Annotated in this window: 18 protein-coding genes; 8 read left to right on the top strand and 10 right to left on the bottom strand. The window is 61.0% G+C overall.

What is annotated here, in order from left to right:
- Positions 1 to 129: 129 nt before the first annotated feature.
- Positions 130 to 1,569, top strand: coding sequence for an aldehyde dehydrogenase family protein (locus tag ACR0IV_RS17805; protein WP_480659924.1), 1,440 nt, complete (start codon positions 130 to 132; stop codon positions 1,567 to 1,569).
- 55 nt (positions 1,570 to 1,624) lie between these two features.
- Here the strand turns inward: ACR0IV_RS17805 and ACR0IV_RS17800 are convergent, their stop codons facing one another.
- Entirely contained in the window at positions 1,625 to 2,476 is an 852-nt protein-coding gene (locus ACR0IV_RS17800; protein ID WP_480471597.1) for a methylated-DNA--[protein]-cysteine S-methyltransferase, read from the bottom strand.
- 118 nt (positions 2,477 to 2,594) lie between these two features.
- On the opposite strand from ACR0IV_RS17800, the gene nth reads away from it, so the two are divergent.
- A complete protein-coding gene (gene nth / locus ACR0IV_RS17795; protein WP_480471596.1) occupies positions 2,595 to 3,239 on the top strand; it encodes an endonuclease III in 645 nt (214 codons plus the stop codon).
- Positions 3,236 to 4,225 (top strand): adenosine kinase, encoded by a 990-nt coding sequence (locus ACR0IV_RS17790; protein WP_480659925.1) that lies wholly within the window; start codon positions 3,236 to 3,238, stop codon positions 4,223 to 4,225. The genes nth and ACR0IV_RS17790 overlap by 4 nt, the downstream gene beginning before the upstream one ends.
- Positions 4,226 to 4,242: 17 nt before the next feature.
- Here the strand turns inward: ACR0IV_RS17790 and ACR0IV_RS17785 are convergent, their stop codons facing one another.
- From ACR0IV_RS17785 to ACR0IV_RS17775, 3 genes are all read right to left on the bottom strand, one after another.
- Positions 4,243 to 5,082, bottom strand: a complete 840-nt coding sequence (locus ACR0IV_RS17785) for a DUF547 domain-containing protein (protein WP_480659926.1) — start codon at positions 5,080 to 5,082, stop codon at positions 4,243 to 4,245.
- Positions 5,079 to 6,464 (bottom strand): radical SAM protein, encoded by a 1,386-nt coding sequence (locus ACR0IV_RS17780; RefSeq protein ID WP_480659927.1) that lies wholly within the window; start codon positions 6,462 to 6,464, stop codon positions 5,079 to 5,081. Before ACR0IV_RS17780 ends, ACR0IV_RS17785 begins: the two co-directional genes overlap by 4 nt.
- Positions 6,465 to 6,541: 77 nt before the next feature.
- Entirely contained in the window at positions 6,542 to 7,027 is a 486-nt protein-coding gene (locus ACR0IV_RS17775) for an RNA pyrophosphohydrolase (RefSeq protein ID WP_480471592.1), read from the bottom strand.
- Between the two features lie 138 nt (positions 7,028 to 7,165).
- Here ACR0IV_RS17775 and ACR0IV_RS17770 point away from each other — a divergent pair, with 138 nt between their 5' ends.
- The 3 genes from ACR0IV_RS17770 to ACR0IV_RS17760 all read left to right on the top strand — a co-directional run bounded on the left by ACR0IV_RS17770 (position 7,166) and on the right by ACR0IV_RS17760 (position 9,941).
- Entirely contained in the window at positions 7,166 to 9,193 is a 2,028-nt protein-coding gene (locus ACR0IV_RS17770; RefSeq protein WP_480659928.1) for an FAD-dependent oxidoreductase, read from the top strand.
- Positions 9,194 to 9,300: 107 nt separating this feature from the next.
- Positions 9,301 to 9,552, top strand: coding sequence for a hypothetical protein (locus ACR0IV_RS17765; RefSeq protein ID WP_480471590.1), 252 nt, complete (start codon positions 9,301 to 9,303; stop codon positions 9,550 to 9,552).
- Positions 9,549 to 9,941, top strand: coding sequence for a hypothetical protein (locus ACR0IV_RS17760; protein WP_480659929.1), 393 nt, complete (start codon positions 9,549 to 9,551; stop codon positions 9,939 to 9,941). The genes ACR0IV_RS17765 and ACR0IV_RS17760 overlap by 4 nt, the downstream gene beginning before the upstream one ends.
- Before the next feature lie 26 nt (positions 9,942 to 9,967).
- On the opposite strand, the gene ACR0IV_RS17755 is transcribed toward ACR0IV_RS17760, so the two are convergent.
- Complete coding sequence (locus ACR0IV_RS17755; protein ID WP_480659930.1) at positions 9,968 to 10,408, bottom strand: DUF4399 domain-containing protein; 441 nt, start codon at positions 10,406 to 10,408, stop codon at positions 9,968 to 9,970.
- 228 nt (positions 10,409 to 10,636) lie between these two features.
- Between ACR0IV_RS17755 and ACR0IV_RS17750 the strand changes: the two genes are divergently transcribed.
- Entirely contained in the window at positions 10,637 to 11,542 is a 906-nt protein-coding gene (locus ACR0IV_RS17750) for a LysR family transcriptional regulator (RefSeq protein WP_480471587.1), read from the top strand.
- A gap of 64 nt (positions 11,543 to 11,606) precedes the next feature.
- Here the strand turns inward: ACR0IV_RS17750 and ACR0IV_RS17745 are convergent, their stop codons facing one another.
- Genes ACR0IV_RS17745 through ACR0IV_RS17730 form a run of 4 tightly spaced genes read right to left on the bottom strand, consistent with a single transcriptional unit; the run spans position 11,607 to position 14,518 of the window.
- Positions 11,607 to 12,509 (bottom strand): OmpA family protein, encoded by a 903-nt coding sequence (locus ACR0IV_RS17745; RefSeq protein ID WP_480659931.1) that lies wholly within the window; start codon positions 12,507 to 12,509, stop codon positions 11,607 to 11,609.
- Complete coding sequence (locus ACR0IV_RS17740; RefSeq protein ID WP_480659932.1) at positions 12,506 to 13,078, bottom strand: peroxidase-related enzyme; 573 nt, start codon at positions 13,076 to 13,078, stop codon at positions 12,506 to 12,508. Before ACR0IV_RS17740 ends, ACR0IV_RS17745 begins: the two co-directional genes overlap by 4 nt.
- 10 nt (positions 13,079 to 13,088) lie before the next feature.
- Positions 13,089 to 13,799 carry a GNAT family N-acetyltransferase gene (locus tag ACR0IV_RS17735; RefSeq protein ID WP_480659933.1) on the bottom strand — a complete coding sequence of 237 codons (711 nt, stop codon included), beginning with the start codon at positions 13,797 to 13,799 and terminating at the stop codon, positions 13,089 to 13,091.
- Complete coding sequence (locus ACR0IV_RS17730; RefSeq protein ID WP_480659934.1) at positions 13,796 to 14,518, bottom strand: competence/damage-inducible protein A; 723 nt, start codon at positions 14,516 to 14,518, stop codon at positions 13,796 to 13,798. The genes ACR0IV_RS17735 and ACR0IV_RS17730 overlap by 4 nt, the downstream gene beginning before the upstream one ends.
- A 51-nt stretch (positions 14,519 to 14,569) precedes the next feature.
- Here ACR0IV_RS17730 and sfsA point away from each other — a divergent pair, with 51 nt between their 5' ends.
- Complete coding sequence (gene sfsA, locus ACR0IV_RS17725; RefSeq protein ID WP_480659935.1) at positions 14,570 to 15,274, top strand: DNA/RNA nuclease SfsA; 705 nt, start codon at positions 14,570 to 14,572, stop codon at positions 15,272 to 15,274.
- 95 nt (positions 15,275 to 15,369) lie between these two features.
- Here sfsA and ACR0IV_RS17720 read toward each other — a convergent pair whose 3' ends face one another.
- Positions 15,370 to 17,028 carry a tetratricopeptide repeat-containing sulfotransferase family protein gene (locus ACR0IV_RS17720; protein ID WP_480659936.1) on the bottom strand — a complete coding sequence of 553 codons (1,659 nt, stop codon included), beginning with the start codon at positions 17,026 to 17,028 and terminating at the stop codon, positions 15,370 to 15,372.
- Positions 17,029 to 17,081: the final 53 nt, after the last annotated feature.

Genomic DNA, 17,081 nt, shown 5'->3' with positions numbered 1-17,081 from the left:
CTGACCCAGCGTCATTTCAGCCGGTGCCGCAAATCTATAAAGCTTTCCACTTGCCCCGGGAAACATGCAGTGACAAAGTGCCAATAACCGACCAATCGGTCGATTTCTTTTATTGCGGAGGCACGCTCAATGATCGAAAAACGTGATTTCTATATCAATGGCCAGTGGACTGCACCGGTCAAGCCCAACGATTTTCAGGTTATCGACCCTTCGACGGAAGAACCCTGCGCGGTGATCTCGCTGGGCGGTGCCGCCGATACGGATGCCGCCGTTGCCGCAGCCAAGGCCGCCCTGCCCGGCTGGATGGCAACTCCGGTCGAAGAACGTATCGCGCTGGTCGAGAAGCTGGTCGAGGTCTACAGCACCCGTACCGAGGATCTGGCGCAGGCCATGTCACATGAAATGGGCGCGCCCATCGATATGTCGCGCACGCAGCAGGTCGGGGCCGGGATCTGGCATCTGAAGAACTTCATCCGCGCGGCCAAGGCGTTCCCCTTCGAGCGTCCGCTGGGCGATCACGCGCCAAACGACCGGATCATCTATGAAGCCGTCGGCGTGGCCGCCCTGATCACGCCGTGGAACTGGCCGATGAACCAGATCACGCTCAAGGTCGGTGCGGCGGCGATTGCCGGGTGTACGATGGTGCTGAAACCGTCGGAACAAAGCCCGCTGAACGCAATGATCTTTGCCGAGATGATGGATGAGGCTGGATTCCCGGCTGGTGTGTTCAACCTTGTGAACGGCGACGGCGTTGGCGTGGGATCACGGCTTTCGGGTCACCCGGATGTCGATATGGTCAGCTTCACCGGCTCAACCCGCGCAGGCACGGCGATTTCGAAAAATGCCGCGGACACGCTGAAGAAAGTGCATCTTGAGCTGGGTGGCAAAGGTGCCAATGTGGTCTTTGCGGATGCGGATGAGAAGGCCGTGAAGCGTGGTGTTCTGCACATGATGAACAACACCGGTCAAAGCTGTAACGCGCCAAGCCGTATGCTGGTGCAGCGCCCGATCTATGACCAAGCGGTTGAGACCGCTGCCGAGGTGGCCAACAAGGTCGCGGTTGGCCCGGCCACAGAGGAAGGCCGTCATATTGGCCCCGTTGTGAATGAGGTACAATGGACCAAGATCCAGGACCTGATCCAGAAGGGCATCGATGAGGGCGCACGGCTGGTTGCAGGTGGCACCGGTCGGCCCGAAGGTCTGAACAAGGGCTACTATGTGCGCCCCACGGTCTTTGCCGATGCCAACAACCAAATGACCATCGCGCGCGAGGAGATCTTTGGCCCGGTTCTGACTATGATCCCGTTCGATACCGAGGAAGAAGCTGTCGAGATCGCCAATGACACGCCTTACGGGCTGACCAACTATGTCCAGACGCAGGATGGTGACCGCGCCAACCGCATGGCGCGGGCGTTGCGCTCGGGCATGGTTGAGATGAACGGGCAATCGCGCAGCGCAGGCTCACCCTTTGGCGGCATGAAGCAGTCCGGAAACGGACGCGAAGGTGGTGTTTTCGGGCTGGAAGACTTCCTTGAGATCAAGGCCGTCGGCGGCTGGGCGGCAGAGTAGTCGCGGCCCGTCGTGATCCAATTGTGAGGCACCCAAGGGTGCCTCGCTCTGTCTCTCAGGCATCCGCCTGAGCGGCTTCATACGCCAGCATGGCGCGCTTCACTGGCAAACCCCAGTGATAGCCGCCCAAGCCCCCCGACTTGCGCAGGGCGCGATGGCAAGGGATCAGCCAGCTTACCGGGTTGCGCCCCACCGCCGTACCCACGGCGCGCACGGCTTGCGGTGAGCCGACCCGCTCAGCAATCTCGGAATAAGTTGTGACCTGGCCCGAGGGGATATGCATCAGCGCCTCCCACACCTTGATCTGCAAGGGCGAGCCGATCAGGTACAAGGGTGTCGGCCCCAACTTGTCACTGGCGGCGCCAAAAGCGCTTAGAACCCAGGGGCGCAGGCGCATCGGGTCTTCGATAAACTCTGCCTGCGGCCAGCGGGAGAGCATGTCGTCCATCGCGTCTTCTTCGCCGGTCTCAGCGCCGAAAGCCATGCCGCAGATGCCCTTGTCGGTGCCCATGACCAGTGCCGGGCCAAAGGGGCTTTCGAACCAGCCCCAATAGATGGTCAGCCCTGCGCCTCTGCGGGCGTATTCGCCGGGGCTCATGGATTCCCATTTCAGGAACAGATCGTGCAGTCGCCCGCTGCCGGAGAGGCCCACGTTATGGGCGGTCTCCAAAGTGGTGAAGCGTTCCCGCAGCAGCGCCTTGGCGTGGCCAAGTGTCAGGTATTGCTGGTAGCGTTTCGGCGAAACCCCGGTCCAGCGCGAGAACAGGCGCTGAAAATGCGCGGGGCTCATGTCCATCTGGCGGGCAAGTTCTTCGAGGCTGAGTGTTTCCCCGCCCTGATCAATCAGCTCGATCGCGCGTCGCATGACGTTGTAGTGATATCCGCTTTCCGGTGTCTGGATGTTCATGGGTCTCACCTCATTCTCTGGGTTAAACCATAGCGCGCGGGCCACGCCCAAGCGACCCGGAACTTGCGCATTGGCTTTGGGCTTGTGTCACGGCCCGGCGGGCGGCATTAAGGCGCGGATGGCAAAGCAACTCGATTATCACACGATCCGCGAGATCTTTACGCGTTTTCAGGACGCCGACCCCGAACCCAAGGGCGAGTTGGAGCATGTGAACGTCTATACTCTGGTCGTCGCCGTGGCGCTGTCGGCGCAGGCGACCGATGCGGGCGTCAACAAAGCCACGCGCGAACTGTTCAAGATCGCCGACACGCCACAGAAGATGCTAGATCTGGGCGAAGAGGGGCTGATCGAGCATATCAAGACCATCGGCCTGTTCCGCCAGAAGGCAAAGAACGTGATCAAGCTGAGCCGTATTCTGGTCGAAGACTACGGCGGCGAGGTGCCCAATTCCCGCGCGGCGCTGCAATCGCTGCCCGGGGTGGGCCGCAAAACCGCCAATGTGGTTCTGAACATGTGGTGGCGGCAACCGGCGCAAGCGGTGGATACGCATATCTTCCGTGTCGGCAACCGCACCGGCATCTGCCCCGGCAAAGACGTGGACGCGGTTGAACGCGCCATCGAAGACAATATCCCTGCTGACTTTCAACTCCATGCGCATCACTGGCTGATCCTGCATGGCCGGTACCATTGCAAGGCGCGCAAGCCGCAATGCCCGACCTGCATCATCCGTGATCTCTGTCAATTCGAGGACAAGACCCAATGAAGACCTACCAGCTCACCGGCATCGGAAATGCCGTTGTGGACGTGATTTCCCAGGCCGATGACAGTTTCCTAGAGCTGATGGGTATCGAAAAGGGCATCATGCAGTTGATTGAGCAGGAGCGGGGTGAGCTGCTCTATGCTTCGATGGAAAGCCGGGTGCAGACGCCGGGCGGCTCGGTGGCCAACACGATTGCCGGTGCAGGTGCGCTGGGTTTGGATTCTGCGTTCATCGGGCGAGTGCATGATGACGCCTTGGGCCGGTTCTATGCGGATGCGATGAACGAAGACGGGGTGGATTTCGTCAACCCGCCGGTGCCGGGCGGAGAGCTGCCGACCTCGCGTTCGATGATCTTTGTATCACCCGATGGCGAGCGGTCGATGAACACCTATCTGGGGATATCCTCGGAACTGTCGTCCGAGGATGTGTCCAGTGACGTCGCAGGTGGCAGCCAGATCATGTTTCTTGAGGGCTATCTGTTCGACAAGGAAAAGGGCAAGGCCGCATTCCTTGAGGCCGCGCGCGCCTGTCACAAGGGTGGCGGCAAGGCGGGGATCGCCATTTCCGATCCGTTCTGCGTGGAGCGCCACCGGGTCGATTTCCTGCTGCTGATCGAGAACGAGCTGGATTTCGTGATCGGCAATGAGGAAGAGATCAAGTCGCTGTTCGAAACCGACGATCTGGAGGAAGCGCTGGCCAAAACGGCTGAGATCTGCCCTTTGATCGTATGCACCCGCTCGGGCGATGGCGTGACGGTGCTGTATGACGGCCAGCGCGTTGACGTGCCGGTTGAAAAAGTGGTGCCCGTGGATGCCACCGGCGCGGGCGATCAGTTCGCCGCCGGGTTCCTGTTCGGCATGGCCACGGGCCGCGATTACGAGACCTGCGCCCGGATCGGCAATGTCTGCGCGCGTGAAGTGATCAGCCATATCGGCCCGAGGCCGGAAGCGAATATGCAGGAACTGCTGCGCGCCGAAGGGTTACTGTAAAACGCCGAGCCGCGCCTTTAGGAACCCGTCGCAGCATCGTTCAGTGCCCAGTCGTATTCATAGGCACTCACGCGCGGCGTCTCTTGCAATCGCGCCCGTAACTCGGGTTCCGCCGCCGTTTCGAGATAGGCGATCACCGCCTTCTCGTTCGCTCCGAAATCCTCTCTGAACCAGATGTAGATTTTGGACAGGATCAGCCGCCCGCGGGCGTCATACCGCACGCCGCGCGGGTCGTTGACATAGGCGCGTTCGGCCGCTGCGAAATCCCGCTCCAGAGTCTCGGCCTGCCACGCACGGTCCATCAGATTGGGGCATCCCACGGCGGCGCAGTTCAGAGCATAGTGGATGCGCAGCTCATCGAATGTGGGGCGGATGATGCGGTGTTCGATTTCGTTCAGCGTCAACGTCTGCCCTTGTACCAACGCCAGAGGCCGATCCCATGGCCCAAAGGAAAACGCGCCATCCGTGATATCCCGGATCGAGGCGACGGGATAGTTTTCAAGGATCAGATCAACCGTCAGAGCGTTATACAGATTGATCCAGTAAGCGAGTTGCTGATCACGGGTCAGCGCTGCCGGGTCAACCTTTTGCAGATCACTCAGGTACCGGTCCAACCGCGCCTTGTCCGCCTCGGTGACCTGCGCGTAGGTCACGCGGTTCACGCCCTGCGCATCGGTCATGACATAGCGGTTCAGAAAGGTGCTCCAGTCGCGATGGTCGACACGCTCACCGGGTGGCAGCGCGGTGCGGGTCAGGGCCGTGTTCTCAAGCGGCGCGGCGGCGGGCAAGGCGAGACGTTCGACGCTGGCGCAGGCGGCCAGCAGAGGAAGCAGCAGCAGGATAAGCAGATTTCTCATGAGGCGGCCTTCCGGTTGGCGCGTTGCGCCCTCAGTTGTCCTTTGAGCTTTTTTATCGGTGCAAGCGCGGGGTCGTTCAAATCGGGCAAATCGGGGCCTTTGGACAGATCTTGCGCGGCGGCGTTCCACCAGCGCGGACCGTCCTCACCGTCAATCCGGTCGGGGGCCGCAAGATGCAGATCGCGTTGTGCGTTGTGGGCGCACATCGACAGCGGGCCATTGGCGGTGGCGACCATGAAGACGCAGGAGGCGCAGCGATCCTCCTCCAGCGCGTCAGCCGCCATGAAGTTATGGATGAACACCGCCTGCCGTCGCACAGGACCCCGCAGCAAACCGGTTCCAAGACGCAGCACGCATTCCACCAGATGCGCCGCGGCGCGCAAGGCCAGCAAGGGCCGACGCAGTGCCAGGCGCCGCACGCTGTCGTGGATGTCCAGATGCCCGTCCTCGGACCGGTCCTGCTGTTCCAGCGCGTCGATCACGCGATGCACGAGGCGGTGGTTGGACAAGGTCGACCGGGCCTTGCCACCCGCCGTGAACACGCTGGCATAGCGGTTGCATTTCGCATGACCCACTGCGGCGGCGCCAAAATGCAAGGGGGTCTCGTAGCCCTCTTCCACGGCACTCATAACACTGTCCTGCGTGATCATGTCGGGCCGTTCACGCAGTACGCCACGCCCGGTATCGGCCTGCATCTGGAAGGACACGAAGGCAACCTCGGGTTGGTCGCGCAGGAACCGTGCGAGCGCGGGCAGTTCGGCAAAATTGCCCTCGAACACGGTGGTGTTGAACAGGATGCGCAGACCCAGCCCCTCGGCCCGACGGATATAGGCGCTGCGCACCGTGTTGAGTTCGACCTCGGTTTCGAACCCCCGACGTTCCTGCGTCAGGTCGACGTGAAAGGCCACATCGTCCAGCCCCGCCGCCGCCAACCGTGTCAGAGCGGCCCGGCTGGCGCGGATGCCATTGGTCATCAGGCAGGAGCGCATACCCAGACGGCTGATCTCGCGGCACAGCGCTTCGAGGTCTTCGATCTTGCGCAGGGTCGGGTCGCCACCCGTCAGCTGGACCGAAACACCGGGGCCATAGTGGCTGTGGATCGTCGCCAGCCGCGCGAACAGGACCGAAAGCGGGGGGTCATAGGTCATCTCGGCCCGGTCCGAGAGATAACAGAGCGTGCAATCGAGGTTGCAGCGCTGAGTCACCTCAAGCGCGACGCAGGCGATGGGATAGAACCGGCCTGCAGTCTGACCGGGTCCGTATTCGCCAGCGGACCAGAGCCCGTCTCGCAGCGGCGCGCGGCGGTCAGCCCCATGAAATCGACGACCTGCGGGGGCTGTTCCGATGGCGTTTGAAATTTGGTGATCTGCGCTGTCCTTCATGCCTCAGAGGCTAGGGAGGCATGTGGCCCAGCGCTATGCCACTCACAGCAAGTTGTCAGGTCATGAGGTTGAGGTGATCAGCGCAGGTGTTCTGCAAATGCCGCGACCACCTGTTCATAGACCTCGCGCTTGAAGGGCACGATTTCGGCGGTCAGGCGCGCGGGGTCCTGCCATTTCCATTGGGTGAACTCGGGGTGATCGGTTGCGATGTTGATCTGGTCGTCACGGCCCTTGAAGCGCATCAGGTACCATTTCTGCTCTTGCCCGCGAAAGCGGCCTTTCCAGATTTTCGGCACGATATCGTGGGGCAGATCATAGGGCAGCCAGCCGTCGGTCTCGGCGATGATTTCGATCAGATCGGCGGTCACGCCAGTTTCTTCCCAAAGCTCACGCAGGGCCGCGTCGCGCGGGTCTTCACCCTTGTCTACACCACCCTGTGGCATCTGCCATGCGTCTTTGTGACGGTCATTGCGCTGGCCGACAAAGATCTTGCCTTCGGCATTCATCAGCATCAGCCCGACACAAGGGCGATAGGGCAGTTTGGCGATCTCATCAGGGGTCATGTGCGGCCTCGTGAACAAGCTTTGCAGCGTCTCTAGCAACTGGCGCGCCGAAGGCAAAGGGAATGACGTTAGGTTTCGCGTGACAAAGATGACGCGGAGGTCAATCTAGCCCTCGAAATCGGGAGGGAGAGTTTCGCCATGACCGCGTACCCAAACATGCTGGCCCCGCTGGATCTGGGCTTTACCACTCTGAAAAACCGGGTGCTGATGGGGTCGATGCATACCGGGCTGGAAGAGACCGGCGACTGGAACCGGGTGGCCGAGTTCTATGCCGACCGGGCACGTGGGGGTGTGGCGCTGATGGTGACGGGCGGGATTGGTCCGAACCTTGAGGGCTCGGTGCTGCCGGGGGCGTCAATGATGACCACCGAGAAGGATGTGGCGAACCATTCCATCGTGACCGACCGTGTGCATGGGGCCGGTGGCAAGATCGCGATGCAGATTCTGCACGCGGGGCGCTATGCCTATGGGCCGAAATGCGTGGCGCCGAGCCCGGTGAAATCTCCGATCTCGCCCTTCCCGCCGCATGAGTTGGACGAGGACGGGATCGAGAAGCAGATCGCCGACATCGTCAACGCCGCTGTTCTGGCGCAGCGGGCGGGCTATGACGGGGTCGAGATCATGGGGTCCGAGGGGTATTTCCTGAACCAGTTCCTGGTGAACCATACCAACAAGCGTGAGGATCGCTGGGGCGGGTCCTATGAAAACCGGATGCGCCTGCCTATCGAAGTTGTGCAACGTACACGCGAAGCCGTGGGCACCGATTTCATCATCATCTATCGCCTGTCGATGATCGATCTGGTGCCCAATGGCTCGACCCATGAGGAAGTGGTGGAGCTGGCGCAGCGGATCGAGCGGGCCGGGGCGACGATCATCAACACCGGCATCGGCTGGCACGAGGCGCGGATACCGACCATCGCAACCTCCGTGCCTCGCGCGGCGTTCGCATGGGTGACGAAGAAGCTGATGGGCAAAGTTTCGATCCCGGTGATCACCTCGAACCGGATCAATACGCCGGAAGTGGCCGAAGAGGTTCTGTCGACCGGATGCGCCGATATGGTTTCGCTGGCGCGGCCCATGCTGGCGGATGCGGATTTCGTCAACAAGGCGATTGCGGGCGAGGCTGCGAAGATCGCGCCATGCATTGCCTGCAATCAGGCCTGTCTGGATCATACGTTCGGGGGCAAACTGACCTCGTGTTTGGTGAACCCACGCGCCTGTCATGAGACGGAGCTGGTGATCGGCAAGGCCGAGGCGCCCAAGACCGTGGCCATCGTGGGTGCCGGTCCGGCTGGTCTGTCCACTGCGATGACAGCGGCCCAGCGCGGCCATGCTGTCACCCTGTTCGACCGCGCCGCTGAGATTGGCGGCCAGTTGAACATGGCCAAGCAGGTGCCGGGGAAAGAGGAGTTCTGGGGACTGGTCGACTGGTATCGCACCATGATGGACGATCTGGGTGTGACCGTTGAACTGAACCGCGAGGTCGGTGCCGATGATCTGACCGGCTTTGACGAAGTGGTCATCGCCACCGGTGTCACCCCACGCGATCCGCAGATTCCAGGGCAGGAGCGCGACTCAGTCCTCAGCTATATCGACGTGCTGCGCGGCAAGGCCGAGGTTGGCAAATCCGTCGCCGTGATCGGCGCGGGCGGGATTGGTTTTGACGTGTCCGAGTTCCTGCTGGAGGACGGGCACAGCCCCGCCATCGACCTGCCGCTGTGGATGAAGGAATGGGGCGTGACCGACCCCGAGGCACACCGTTCGGGCCTGGCACCGGAGGGACCGCAACCTGCGGCCCCGGCCCGCCAGGTCACGTTGTTGCAGCGCAAGGCGCAGCGGCACGGCAAAGGGCTGGGCAAGACGACGGGCTGGATTCACCGGGCGACGCTCAAGATGAAGGACGTCAATTTCGTGGGCGGCGTGAATTACGAACGCATCGATGAGGACGGCCTGCATGTCAGCTTTGGCGAAACCCGCGACGATCCGACGGTGATTGCGGCAGATACGATAGTGCTCTGCGCCGGACAGGTCTCGGACCGGTCGCTGGCCGATGAACTGAGCGAACGCGGGATCGCCTGTCACGTGATCGGCGGCGCGGATGTGGCCGCCGAACTGGACGCGAAACGCGCGATCAATCAAGGCACGCGGCTGGCGGCGACGTTTTGATGTAAAGGCAGCATCAGAACGCTTCGCTCTCAGGGGTCGCTTCTCAGGAAGCGGCCTTTTTTGACTGCGCAGTTGACTCTAATGTTATATATGTACATATGTACCATATGAGTAAAAAGATTGAACGCACCCAGACTGGAATTCGAATCGAAAAGCGGCTGCTGAAAGTTCTCAAAGGGCTGGCGGAGTCGCTGGACATGTCTCTTGGTGATCTGGTTGAGGGCATTGCCCTGCACAGTTTTGAAAACAAACCACCGTTTTCCGAAGAAACGCTTGAGAAAATCAAACAGCTGAAAAGCGTTTACGAACTGGAATGGACCGCCGAGGACAGCCACAACTTCAAGGAGGATACAGAATGAATGACTCAGGCCAATGCGCCGACATCACCTGCGCATTTGAAGCACACTCCATCGACAACAGTACCTTCGGTCATGCTGACCATGTACGGGTGGCCTATGATCTGTTGCGCAAATATGACTTCATAGATGCGGCGGCGACATACGCCAAAGGCATTCGGACGCTGGCCGCCAAGGCTGGTGCCCCGATGAAATTCAATCTGACGATCACATACGCGTTCATGAGCCTGATTGCCGAGCGTATGGCCGGCACTCAGGCCACCGGTTTTGAGGATTTTGTATCGGCCAACCCGGATCTGATGTCCAAATCCGTGCTGAAGCAATGGTATTCGAACGACCGTCTGGACTCCGACCTTGCCCGTGGCGTGTTCCTGCTGCCCGTCGCCGCATAACCGGCAACGGGCAGAGCGCGTGACGCCTACTCGACGTTGATCGTGATCACTTCGGACATGATTGGCGTTGCGTGGGGCACGTGGCCCGCATCGCCCAGAACCAGCTGCAGCGTGTGTGCGCCGGGCTCCATGTCCAATGTCACCTCGGTCTGGCCGCCGCCGAAATGCATGTGGTTGTCATCGGCGGGCAGGCCATAGGCCAGCTCATCCGCACCGTCCTCGCCCTGCCCCAGCGGCGGACGATCGATCAAAAGGTGGTGGTGGCCGGTGTTTTCAGCCTCGGTTCCGGCTGGCGCGACGCCCATACCGCTGAGGCCGAATACAATCGTGACGGGTGATTGCACCGTGTCCCCGTCAGACAGGTTGACGAAATAGACCTTCGCATCGGGGTTCGCGGGCGTTTCTCCCGCGGCCCAGGAAAGGGTTGCTGCAAGACTCAGGATGGCGGCTGTGAAATAGGCTTTCATACTCTCCTCCTTGGTCACAAAAATGCCATCCTGATCATAGCACGATTGGGAAAAAGTCCAGAAATCGGGGATTTGCGCAGAAACCTACAGGTTGGCCCCTGCCGATTTCGGCGTTTCCCAGTCGCAAACGATCCGATTCAAAACCCTGATATTATCCCATGTCTGCCCAGTTCTCGCCCAGATTGATCGCAATAAAGAGACAACGAACAGAAGACCTGGGGAACGAGAATGGATCGACTGACCGAAATGGAGGCCTTTTCCAACGTGGTGGACCAAGGGGGTTTCACCGACGCGGCCAAAAAAATGGGCATCTCCAAATCGGCCGTTTCCAAACACGTGTCGAGCCTTGAGGCGCGGCTGGGTGCGAGGCTGCTGAACCGCACCACACGCCGTGTATCACCGACCGAGATTGGACTGGCCTATTATGACCGCGCCCGTCGCGTTCTGAATGACGCGGGCGAAGCGGATGCGCTGGTGACCTCGATGCAATCGGCGCCCTCTGGTCTGCTGCGGATCAGTGTGGCAACGGATTTCGGCGTCAATCATCTGTCGCCGGTACTGTCGGATTTCCTGTCTGCCTATCCCGAGATCACTGTGAATATGGTGCTCAACAACCGCTATGTGGAACTGATTTCGGAAGGGTTTGATGTGGCCGTGCGTATCGGAGAACTGGAAGACAGCACCCTGCGCGCCCGTAAACTGACCGAGACGGTCAAACGTCTGGTCGCATCGCCGAAATATATCGAACAGTTCGGCCGCCCGCAAAAGATCGACGATCTGAACGAACACAAGCTGCTGCATTATTCCAGCCAGTCTTCGGGCAGTGTCTGGAAACTGACCGCGCCGTCGGGTGAAAAGCGTCAAGTGCGCACAGCTGGCTGGCTGAGCGTGAATGACGGGCAATCGCTGCTGAATGCCGCCATTTCGGGGCTGGGGATCGCACATCTGCCCAGCTATCTCTATGCCGACGCGCTGAAATCGGGTGAGGTTGTGGACGCCATGCCGTCACTGCCGGATGAGGTTCAGGGCATCTATGCCGTTTACCCGCCAGGCCGCTTCACCCAGCCCAAGGTTCGGGCATTCATTGATTTTCTTGTCGACGCCTATGCTGAGAAAGGCGCGATGGACTGGTAGAATTCTCCCTGAAGTACCTCGGTGGCCCGTGCTGAAAAGCGCGGGTCTTTTTTTGTTTCAGGGATCAGTTGATCAGCAATACGGCCTCGACCCGGCGGTTGATGTCGCGCCCCTCGGGTGTCGCGTTCGAGGTGATGGGGGCGAGATAACCTGCGCCCTCTGCCTCGATCCGGTCGGGGGCGATGCCGTGCGCCTCGATCAGGCGAGACCGAACCGCATCGGCGCGCTTCATGCTGACCGTAATATTGGCCTGCAGCGCGCCGGTATCATCGGTGTGCCCGACCAGCGCCAGACGGACCTGCGGATTGTCGGTCAGATAGCCCGCAAGCAGGCTCAGCGAGGTAAAAGGCCCCTCGCCCAATGCAACCTCTCCGGTTCGGAAATGCAGATCGTCAAGGATCACGTGACCGTTCTGGCTGAGCTCGCTCAACAGACCGGTCGTACTGTCGGCAGCTTCTTCGATCACCAAAGGTGGCGCGGGCTGGGTTCCGACAGGCGTCACGCGGATCATCTGCACATAGCCGTCGGGCTCATTACGGCTGACCAACAGGCTCAGCGCGTCGTCGCCCTTGGTGGCGGAAAGAAAACGATAATCGTGGATCGCCACATACATGTCGGGGGTCGGCACGACCTCGGTGCCAAAGCGAAAATCGAAGCCGCCGCAATTGCGCGCCTCGCATTCGAAAGTGATGTCATAGCCCTGCGCCTGCAGCTGATCGCGCAGCGGGGCGAGGATCTGTAGCGTCGTGCTGGACCCGGCCTGCAAGCGCCATGTCAGACGCTCCACCCGCCCCTCGACCGTTTGCACGGGCACCGCGCCATCGGCAAACACGCCAGTGGGCAGATCATAGCTGTCGAGCGCGCTGATCCGTTCACTGATCTGACGGGCGCTGCTGGGCAGGGCAAGCTCCTGCGCGAAGGCGGTTCCCGTCAGAAGGGCAAAGAATAGAGAGAGGCAGCGGATCATCGGAACTGGGCGTGATACTCGGGGTTCGGGACCATCGCGGTGGCGCTGGCCACGCGGTTGGTCATGTTGAAGAAACCGGCCACATTGGCGATGTCCCAGATATCCCGGTCGCTGAACCCTGCATCGCGCAGACGCTGGCGATCGGGTTCTTCGATCGTAGTGCTGGCCGAGGTCATTTTGGCGGCGAAATCGAGCATCGCGCGCTGGCGGTCATCCAATGGTGCGACGCGGTAGTTCATCACCAGCATCTCACCCAATTGTGGATCGCCGGAAAGCTGTCGCACCGCCGCGCCATGAGCCACGAGGCAATAGAAACATTTGTTGATGGACGAGACGACAACCGCGATCATCTCACGCTCCAATTTGGACAAGCCACTCTCGGCCAGCATCAGATCGTTATACATCGCCGTGAATGCATTCAGCTTTTCGACGTCGAACGCATAGGCGCGCAACACATTGGGCACCATGCCCAGCTTTTCGACACAGATATCAAAATACTTCTGCGTCTCTGGTGGCAGAGGGTCCATCTGAGCCAGATTCAGGGCGGTGGGCAGGTCCTGCGTGGTCACTTCACTCTCCTCAAACGTAATGCCGGTAGTGATATTCTCCGGCGATCTCCATCCCCAGCGCGTGGTAGAGCCCGTTGGCTCCCGCATTCGCCTTTGTGCAGATCACGCTAAGGGTCTCGGCGCCATTGTCCAGCGCCCAGAAAGCCGCAGCACGCATGGCCCATCCCCCCATACCCTGACGGCGATGGTCCGGCAGGATTTCCAGCGCATGCACCATGGCGACGCCTTCATGGATCGCAACAAAGCCGGTCCCCGCAGGCTGATCGCTGTGGCGCATCAAGAGGCCCGTCTTCGGCCCCAGCGCCCGGTGCATGATGGCCAGACGCTCCGGCCCGATCCCACCCTGCGCCCAGATTTCGCGCATGATCGCCAACGGTTCCCAGATGTTGAACACGGTCACGCGGGGGATCGGAGTATCGGTCAGCTGTTCTGCCGGGCAGGTATAGATGTTGACCGGGTCGAGGATATCGTAGCCACGCGCGGCAAGCTGTGCGTCCAGCGCCTCATCCCCGGGCCGGAGGCAAAAGATCCGTTTCTGGCCCATGGCCTGCATCGCGGCCTCGGCGGCGTCGATATCTGCGTCCGTCACATCGCCGATACGGCTGGCCGCAGACACGCGTGAGCCGCCACCCTGCCCCTTGCGCAATCTGAACGGCCCCAGCGTTTCAAACCCGGCGGCGGGCCATGTGCCGTCGACGACTGCAGACCAGTTGACGCTCAAAGCTCAAGCTCTTTCGCGAGGCGGGTGATGGCAGCGTCAATGCGCCCGCCTTCGATGCCGCGCACCACGACATTGGCCCCAAAGACGCCATTGATCTGAAACGGATAGCAGCCGATCGAGAGATCGTCGAAATCCTCGGCCAACACAGCCAACGTTGCCGCGATGTCGCCCTCGCCGCGATCCACGCGCAGGGTCTGGGACAAGAGCGGGCTGCCGCCGGTCAGCGCAGGCAGCACGCTGGCGACCATGGCGCGAAAGACCGATGGGACCCCGGCCATCACATGCACATTCCCAAGCGTGAAGCCCGGAGCGGTCGAGACCGGGTTGTCGATCAAGGCAGCGCCATCGGGGATACGCGCCATCCGCAGCCGGGCCGCGTTCAGTTCCAACCCCGATTTGTCGTAATGCGCCTCAAGCAGTGCGCGGGCATCAGCGCGGATATCGATATGCGCCCCAAAGGCGCGCGCGATGCAATCGGCAGTGATATCGTCATGGGTCGGGCCGATGCCGCCGCTGGTAAAGACATTGTCATAGGTTTCGGACAGAGCCTTGACCGCGGCCTCGATCGCCGGGGCGTCGTCGCTGACGATCCGTACCTCTTTCAGGTCGATGCCCTGTTTGGTCAGTTCCCCGGCCAGGTAATGCATGTTGGCGTCGCGGGTGCGGCCCGAGAGGATCTCATCCCCGATCACAAGCATTGCAGCGGTTGGATTGGCCATGGCGCGCCCTCCCTCTTGATCGGCCTTTAGGGCAGGTATAGGCCCTTGGCCATGCGATTTGAAACCCCTCTTGTCCCCGCCCGCCTGATCCGCCGCTACAAACGCTTCCTCGCTGATTGCACGTTGGAGGACGGGCGAGAGGTCACGGCCCATTGCGCCAATCCCGGATCAATGATGGGTCTGGCGGAACCGGGTGAGAAAATCTGGCTGGAACCCAATGACGACCCGAAGAAAAAGCTGAAATACGGCTGGCGGCTGGTTGATCATGAGAACGGGCATTTCACCGGGGTCGATACTTCTGTCCCGAACAAGGCATTACGCGCGGCTTTGGTGACGCGGGAAATCCCCGAACTGGCAGCCTATGAAACCGTGCGCCCCGAGGTCAAATACGGCGAAAACAGCCGCATCGATTTCCTGCTGACCCAGCCGGGCCTGCCGGACGCTTATGTCGAGGTCAAAAGCGTCACCCTGTCGCGCCAGCCCGGACTGGCCGAATTCCCCGACAGCATCACCGCCCGGGGCACCAAACATCTGGGCGAACTGGCGGCGATGGCCGCGCAGGGGCACCGGGCAATCATGCTGTATCTGGTGCAACGCACCGATTGCGATCGGTTTGCGCTGGCTGCGGATATCGACCCGGTCTATGCCGCCGCGTTCGATGCCGCAACAGGCGTTGAGCGTCTGATCGTCGGCACCCGGATCACACCGGAAGGGGTCTGGGTTGACCCCGCGCAGAGCCTGGCCGCTCCGGCATAGGTGAACCGTTTGACCGCGACCTCGGGGCGTTTGCGCATCCGAGCGTCGGCACATTTCTGCGCCCCATGTCGGCGGCCACAATTCATGAGACTTGATCAGGGATCGGTCGCAAGCTCGGGCCATAGCTCGACATCGAGCGCACCTATGAAGGGGGCAAAATGATCTCCGGCCGTTCGCCAACGTCCAACCGAAGATGTCGTGACTGCTTGCCTGACCTGCAGCTCGCTAGCGGTCCTGACGGCGTCTGTCGAGCTTTGTGGTGACAACATCGCCTCTTCGAACGGCAGATCGCAAAGCGCCGCAAGCTCGGAAACAGAGGCCTCCAGATCGCTGACAAGCGTCTCGTAGCGGATGGTGTGGACGCGCCCCGGCAACAGGTTCTGCCAGTGGTCGATATAGCGGCGATATCGGTTGGCCTCGGCTGCCATCCATTTGAAATCATGCGTGAAATACAATCCACCAGCCCCGAAATGGGCACGCCACATCGACAGGGCAATGTCCCGGGGGTCGCGGGCGACATTCAGGATCAGCGCATCCGGAAAGGCCTGCGCGATGGCCCCGAGATAGGCATAGTTCCCCGGCGCCTTGTCCACAAAAGCAGTCAGACCCGCGCTCAGCTCAGGTAAATGGTCGACGTAGAATTGTGCAAGGGTATCAGCCTTTTTCAAGTCTGACGGGCTGGATTTTCTGGCCCAGTTATCAACGCTTGCAAGTTCGCCCAACCCCTGAACGCCGGAATGCGCGGACAAGATCCGCTCGACCAGCGTTGTGCCAGACCGCGGAAGACCGACCACGAAAATCGGACGTGGTACATCCGGGCGCGGGCCGGGGGCAGCGGCGGGCAGAGGCGCAGCGAGACGCTTATGGAAAGCCTGCGCGCTACGCTCCTCCCATCCTTGGAAGCCCTCACTCAGCAGGCGGTGAGCCTGATCCAGATGCTGCAGCTCGGACGCTTGGTCCTTGTCCTTGCGGGCCAGCGTCGCAGCCGCAAACTGCACCATTGCGTCACCCTGCGGATTTGCCGTGGGCTGTTGCTTGATCAGCAGCGAAATCTGCACCTTGAGCGAGGACAGATCATCCGCCGTCAACCCCGGCAGCGTGGTCATCAATTCGAGCGTTTCACGATCTGATGGGGTCAGCTTGAAGGCAATGCGCGCGCGCTCCAGCGCCTCGTCCAGTCGCCCGACACCGACCAGCGATCGGGTCAGGCGCAAATGGCCAAAGTGGAACTTCGGGTGTTCGTCGGTCAGGGTGGTGAGCGCGCCGATGGCGTCTTCCCACCGGTGAAGCTCATCCATGATATCCGCCTTGAGGCAGTGCGCCTCGAGATGGTTGGGTTGCCCCGCGATAACCTCGTCAATCGCGATCAGCGCCTGTTCACCCTGATGTTCGCGCAGCAATGCCATGGCCCGCAGAAACTGCTGTTGCGGCGTCAGAGGTGCCCGCGCCGCGATCTTGTCGATGAACCGCACCGCATCCGCTGAGTCGCCCGCCTGAATCAGGCTCAGCCCGTAGTTCTGAATCAGGTCAGCATTACCGGGGTCCATCCGCCAGGCGCGCTGGAAATAGGTCTGGGCCATTTTCGGGTTTTGCTGCTGAACCGCGCAAAGACCCGCCAACCGGGGAAGCGCCGCCACCTTTGGCCACTTTTTGGCCGCCTTGGTTGCCCGTTTCAAAGCCCGGTCGGGCCGACCTTTCTTGAGCAGGTCGGTTATGCTGGCAATCTCAGCCCGCAGCTGGTCCACTTTCGGCATTTGCCTGCCCTTCCGTCATTTCACATATGTTCTGGTTCACCCTGTGCTAGATC

The organism is Ruegeria sp. C2 (assembly GCF_056537765.1).
The sequence above is the reverse complement of the archived record's forward strand: the minus strand, read 5'-3'. Positions and strand labels throughout refer to the sequence as shown.

Coding starts and splice junctions, on each gene's coding strand:
- ACR0IV_RS17805 (WP_480659924.1), top strand. CDS start 130: ATGATCGAAAAACGTGATTTCTATATCAATGGCCAGTGGACTGCACCG.
- ACR0IV_RS17800 (WP_480471597.1), bottom strand. CDS start 2,476: ATGAACATCCAGACACCGGAAAGCGGATATCACTACAACGTCATGCGA.
- nth (WP_480471596.1), top strand. CDS start 2,595: ATGGCAAAGCAACTCGATTATCACACGATCCGCGAGATCTTTACGCGT.
- ACR0IV_RS17790 (WP_480659925.1), top strand. CDS start 3,236: ATGAAGACCTACCAGCTCACCGGCATCGGAAATGCCGTTGTGGACGTG.
- ACR0IV_RS17785 (WP_480659926.1), bottom strand. CDS start 5,082: ATGAGAAATCTGCTTATCCTGCTGCTGCTTCCTCTGCTGGCCGCCTGC.
- ACR0IV_RS17780 (WP_480659927.1), bottom strand. CDS start 6,464: ATGAAGGACAGCGCAGATCACCAAATTTCAAACGCCATCGGAACAGCC.
- ACR0IV_RS17775 (WP_480471592.1), bottom strand. CDS start 7,027: ATGACCCCTGATGAGATCGCCAAACTGCCCTATCGCCCTTGTGTCGGG.
- ACR0IV_RS17770 (WP_480659928.1), top strand. CDS start 7,166: ATGACCGCGTACCCAAACATGCTGGCCCCGCTGGATCTGGGCTTTACC.
- ACR0IV_RS17765 (WP_480471590.1), top strand. CDS start 9,301: ATGAGTAAAAAGATTGAACGCACCCAGACTGGAATTCGAATCGAAAAG.
- ACR0IV_RS17760 (WP_480659929.1), top strand. CDS start 9,549: ATGAATGACTCAGGCCAATGCGCCGACATCACCTGCGCATTTGAAGCA.
- ACR0IV_RS17755 (WP_480659930.1), bottom strand. CDS start 10,408: ATGAAAGCCTATTTCACAGCCGCCATCCTGAGTCTTGCAGCAACCCTT.
- ACR0IV_RS17750 (WP_480471587.1), top strand. CDS start 10,637: ATGGATCGACTGACCGAAATGGAGGCCTTTTCCAACGTGGTGGACCAA.
- ACR0IV_RS17745 (WP_480659931.1), bottom strand. CDS start 12,509: ATGATCCGCTGCCTCTCTCTATTCTTTGCCCTTCTGACGGGAACCGCC.
- ACR0IV_RS17730 (WP_480659934.1), bottom strand. CDS start 14,518: ATGGCCAATCCAACCGCTGCAATGCTTGTGATCGGGGATGAGATCCTC.
- sfsA (WP_480659935.1), top strand. CDS start 14,570: ATGCGATTTGAAACCCCTCTTGTCCCCGCCCGCCTGATCCGCCGCTAC.
- ACR0IV_RS17720 (WP_480659936.1), bottom strand. CDS start 17,028: ATGCCGAAAGTGGACCAGCTGCGGGCTGAGATTGCCAGCATAACCGAC.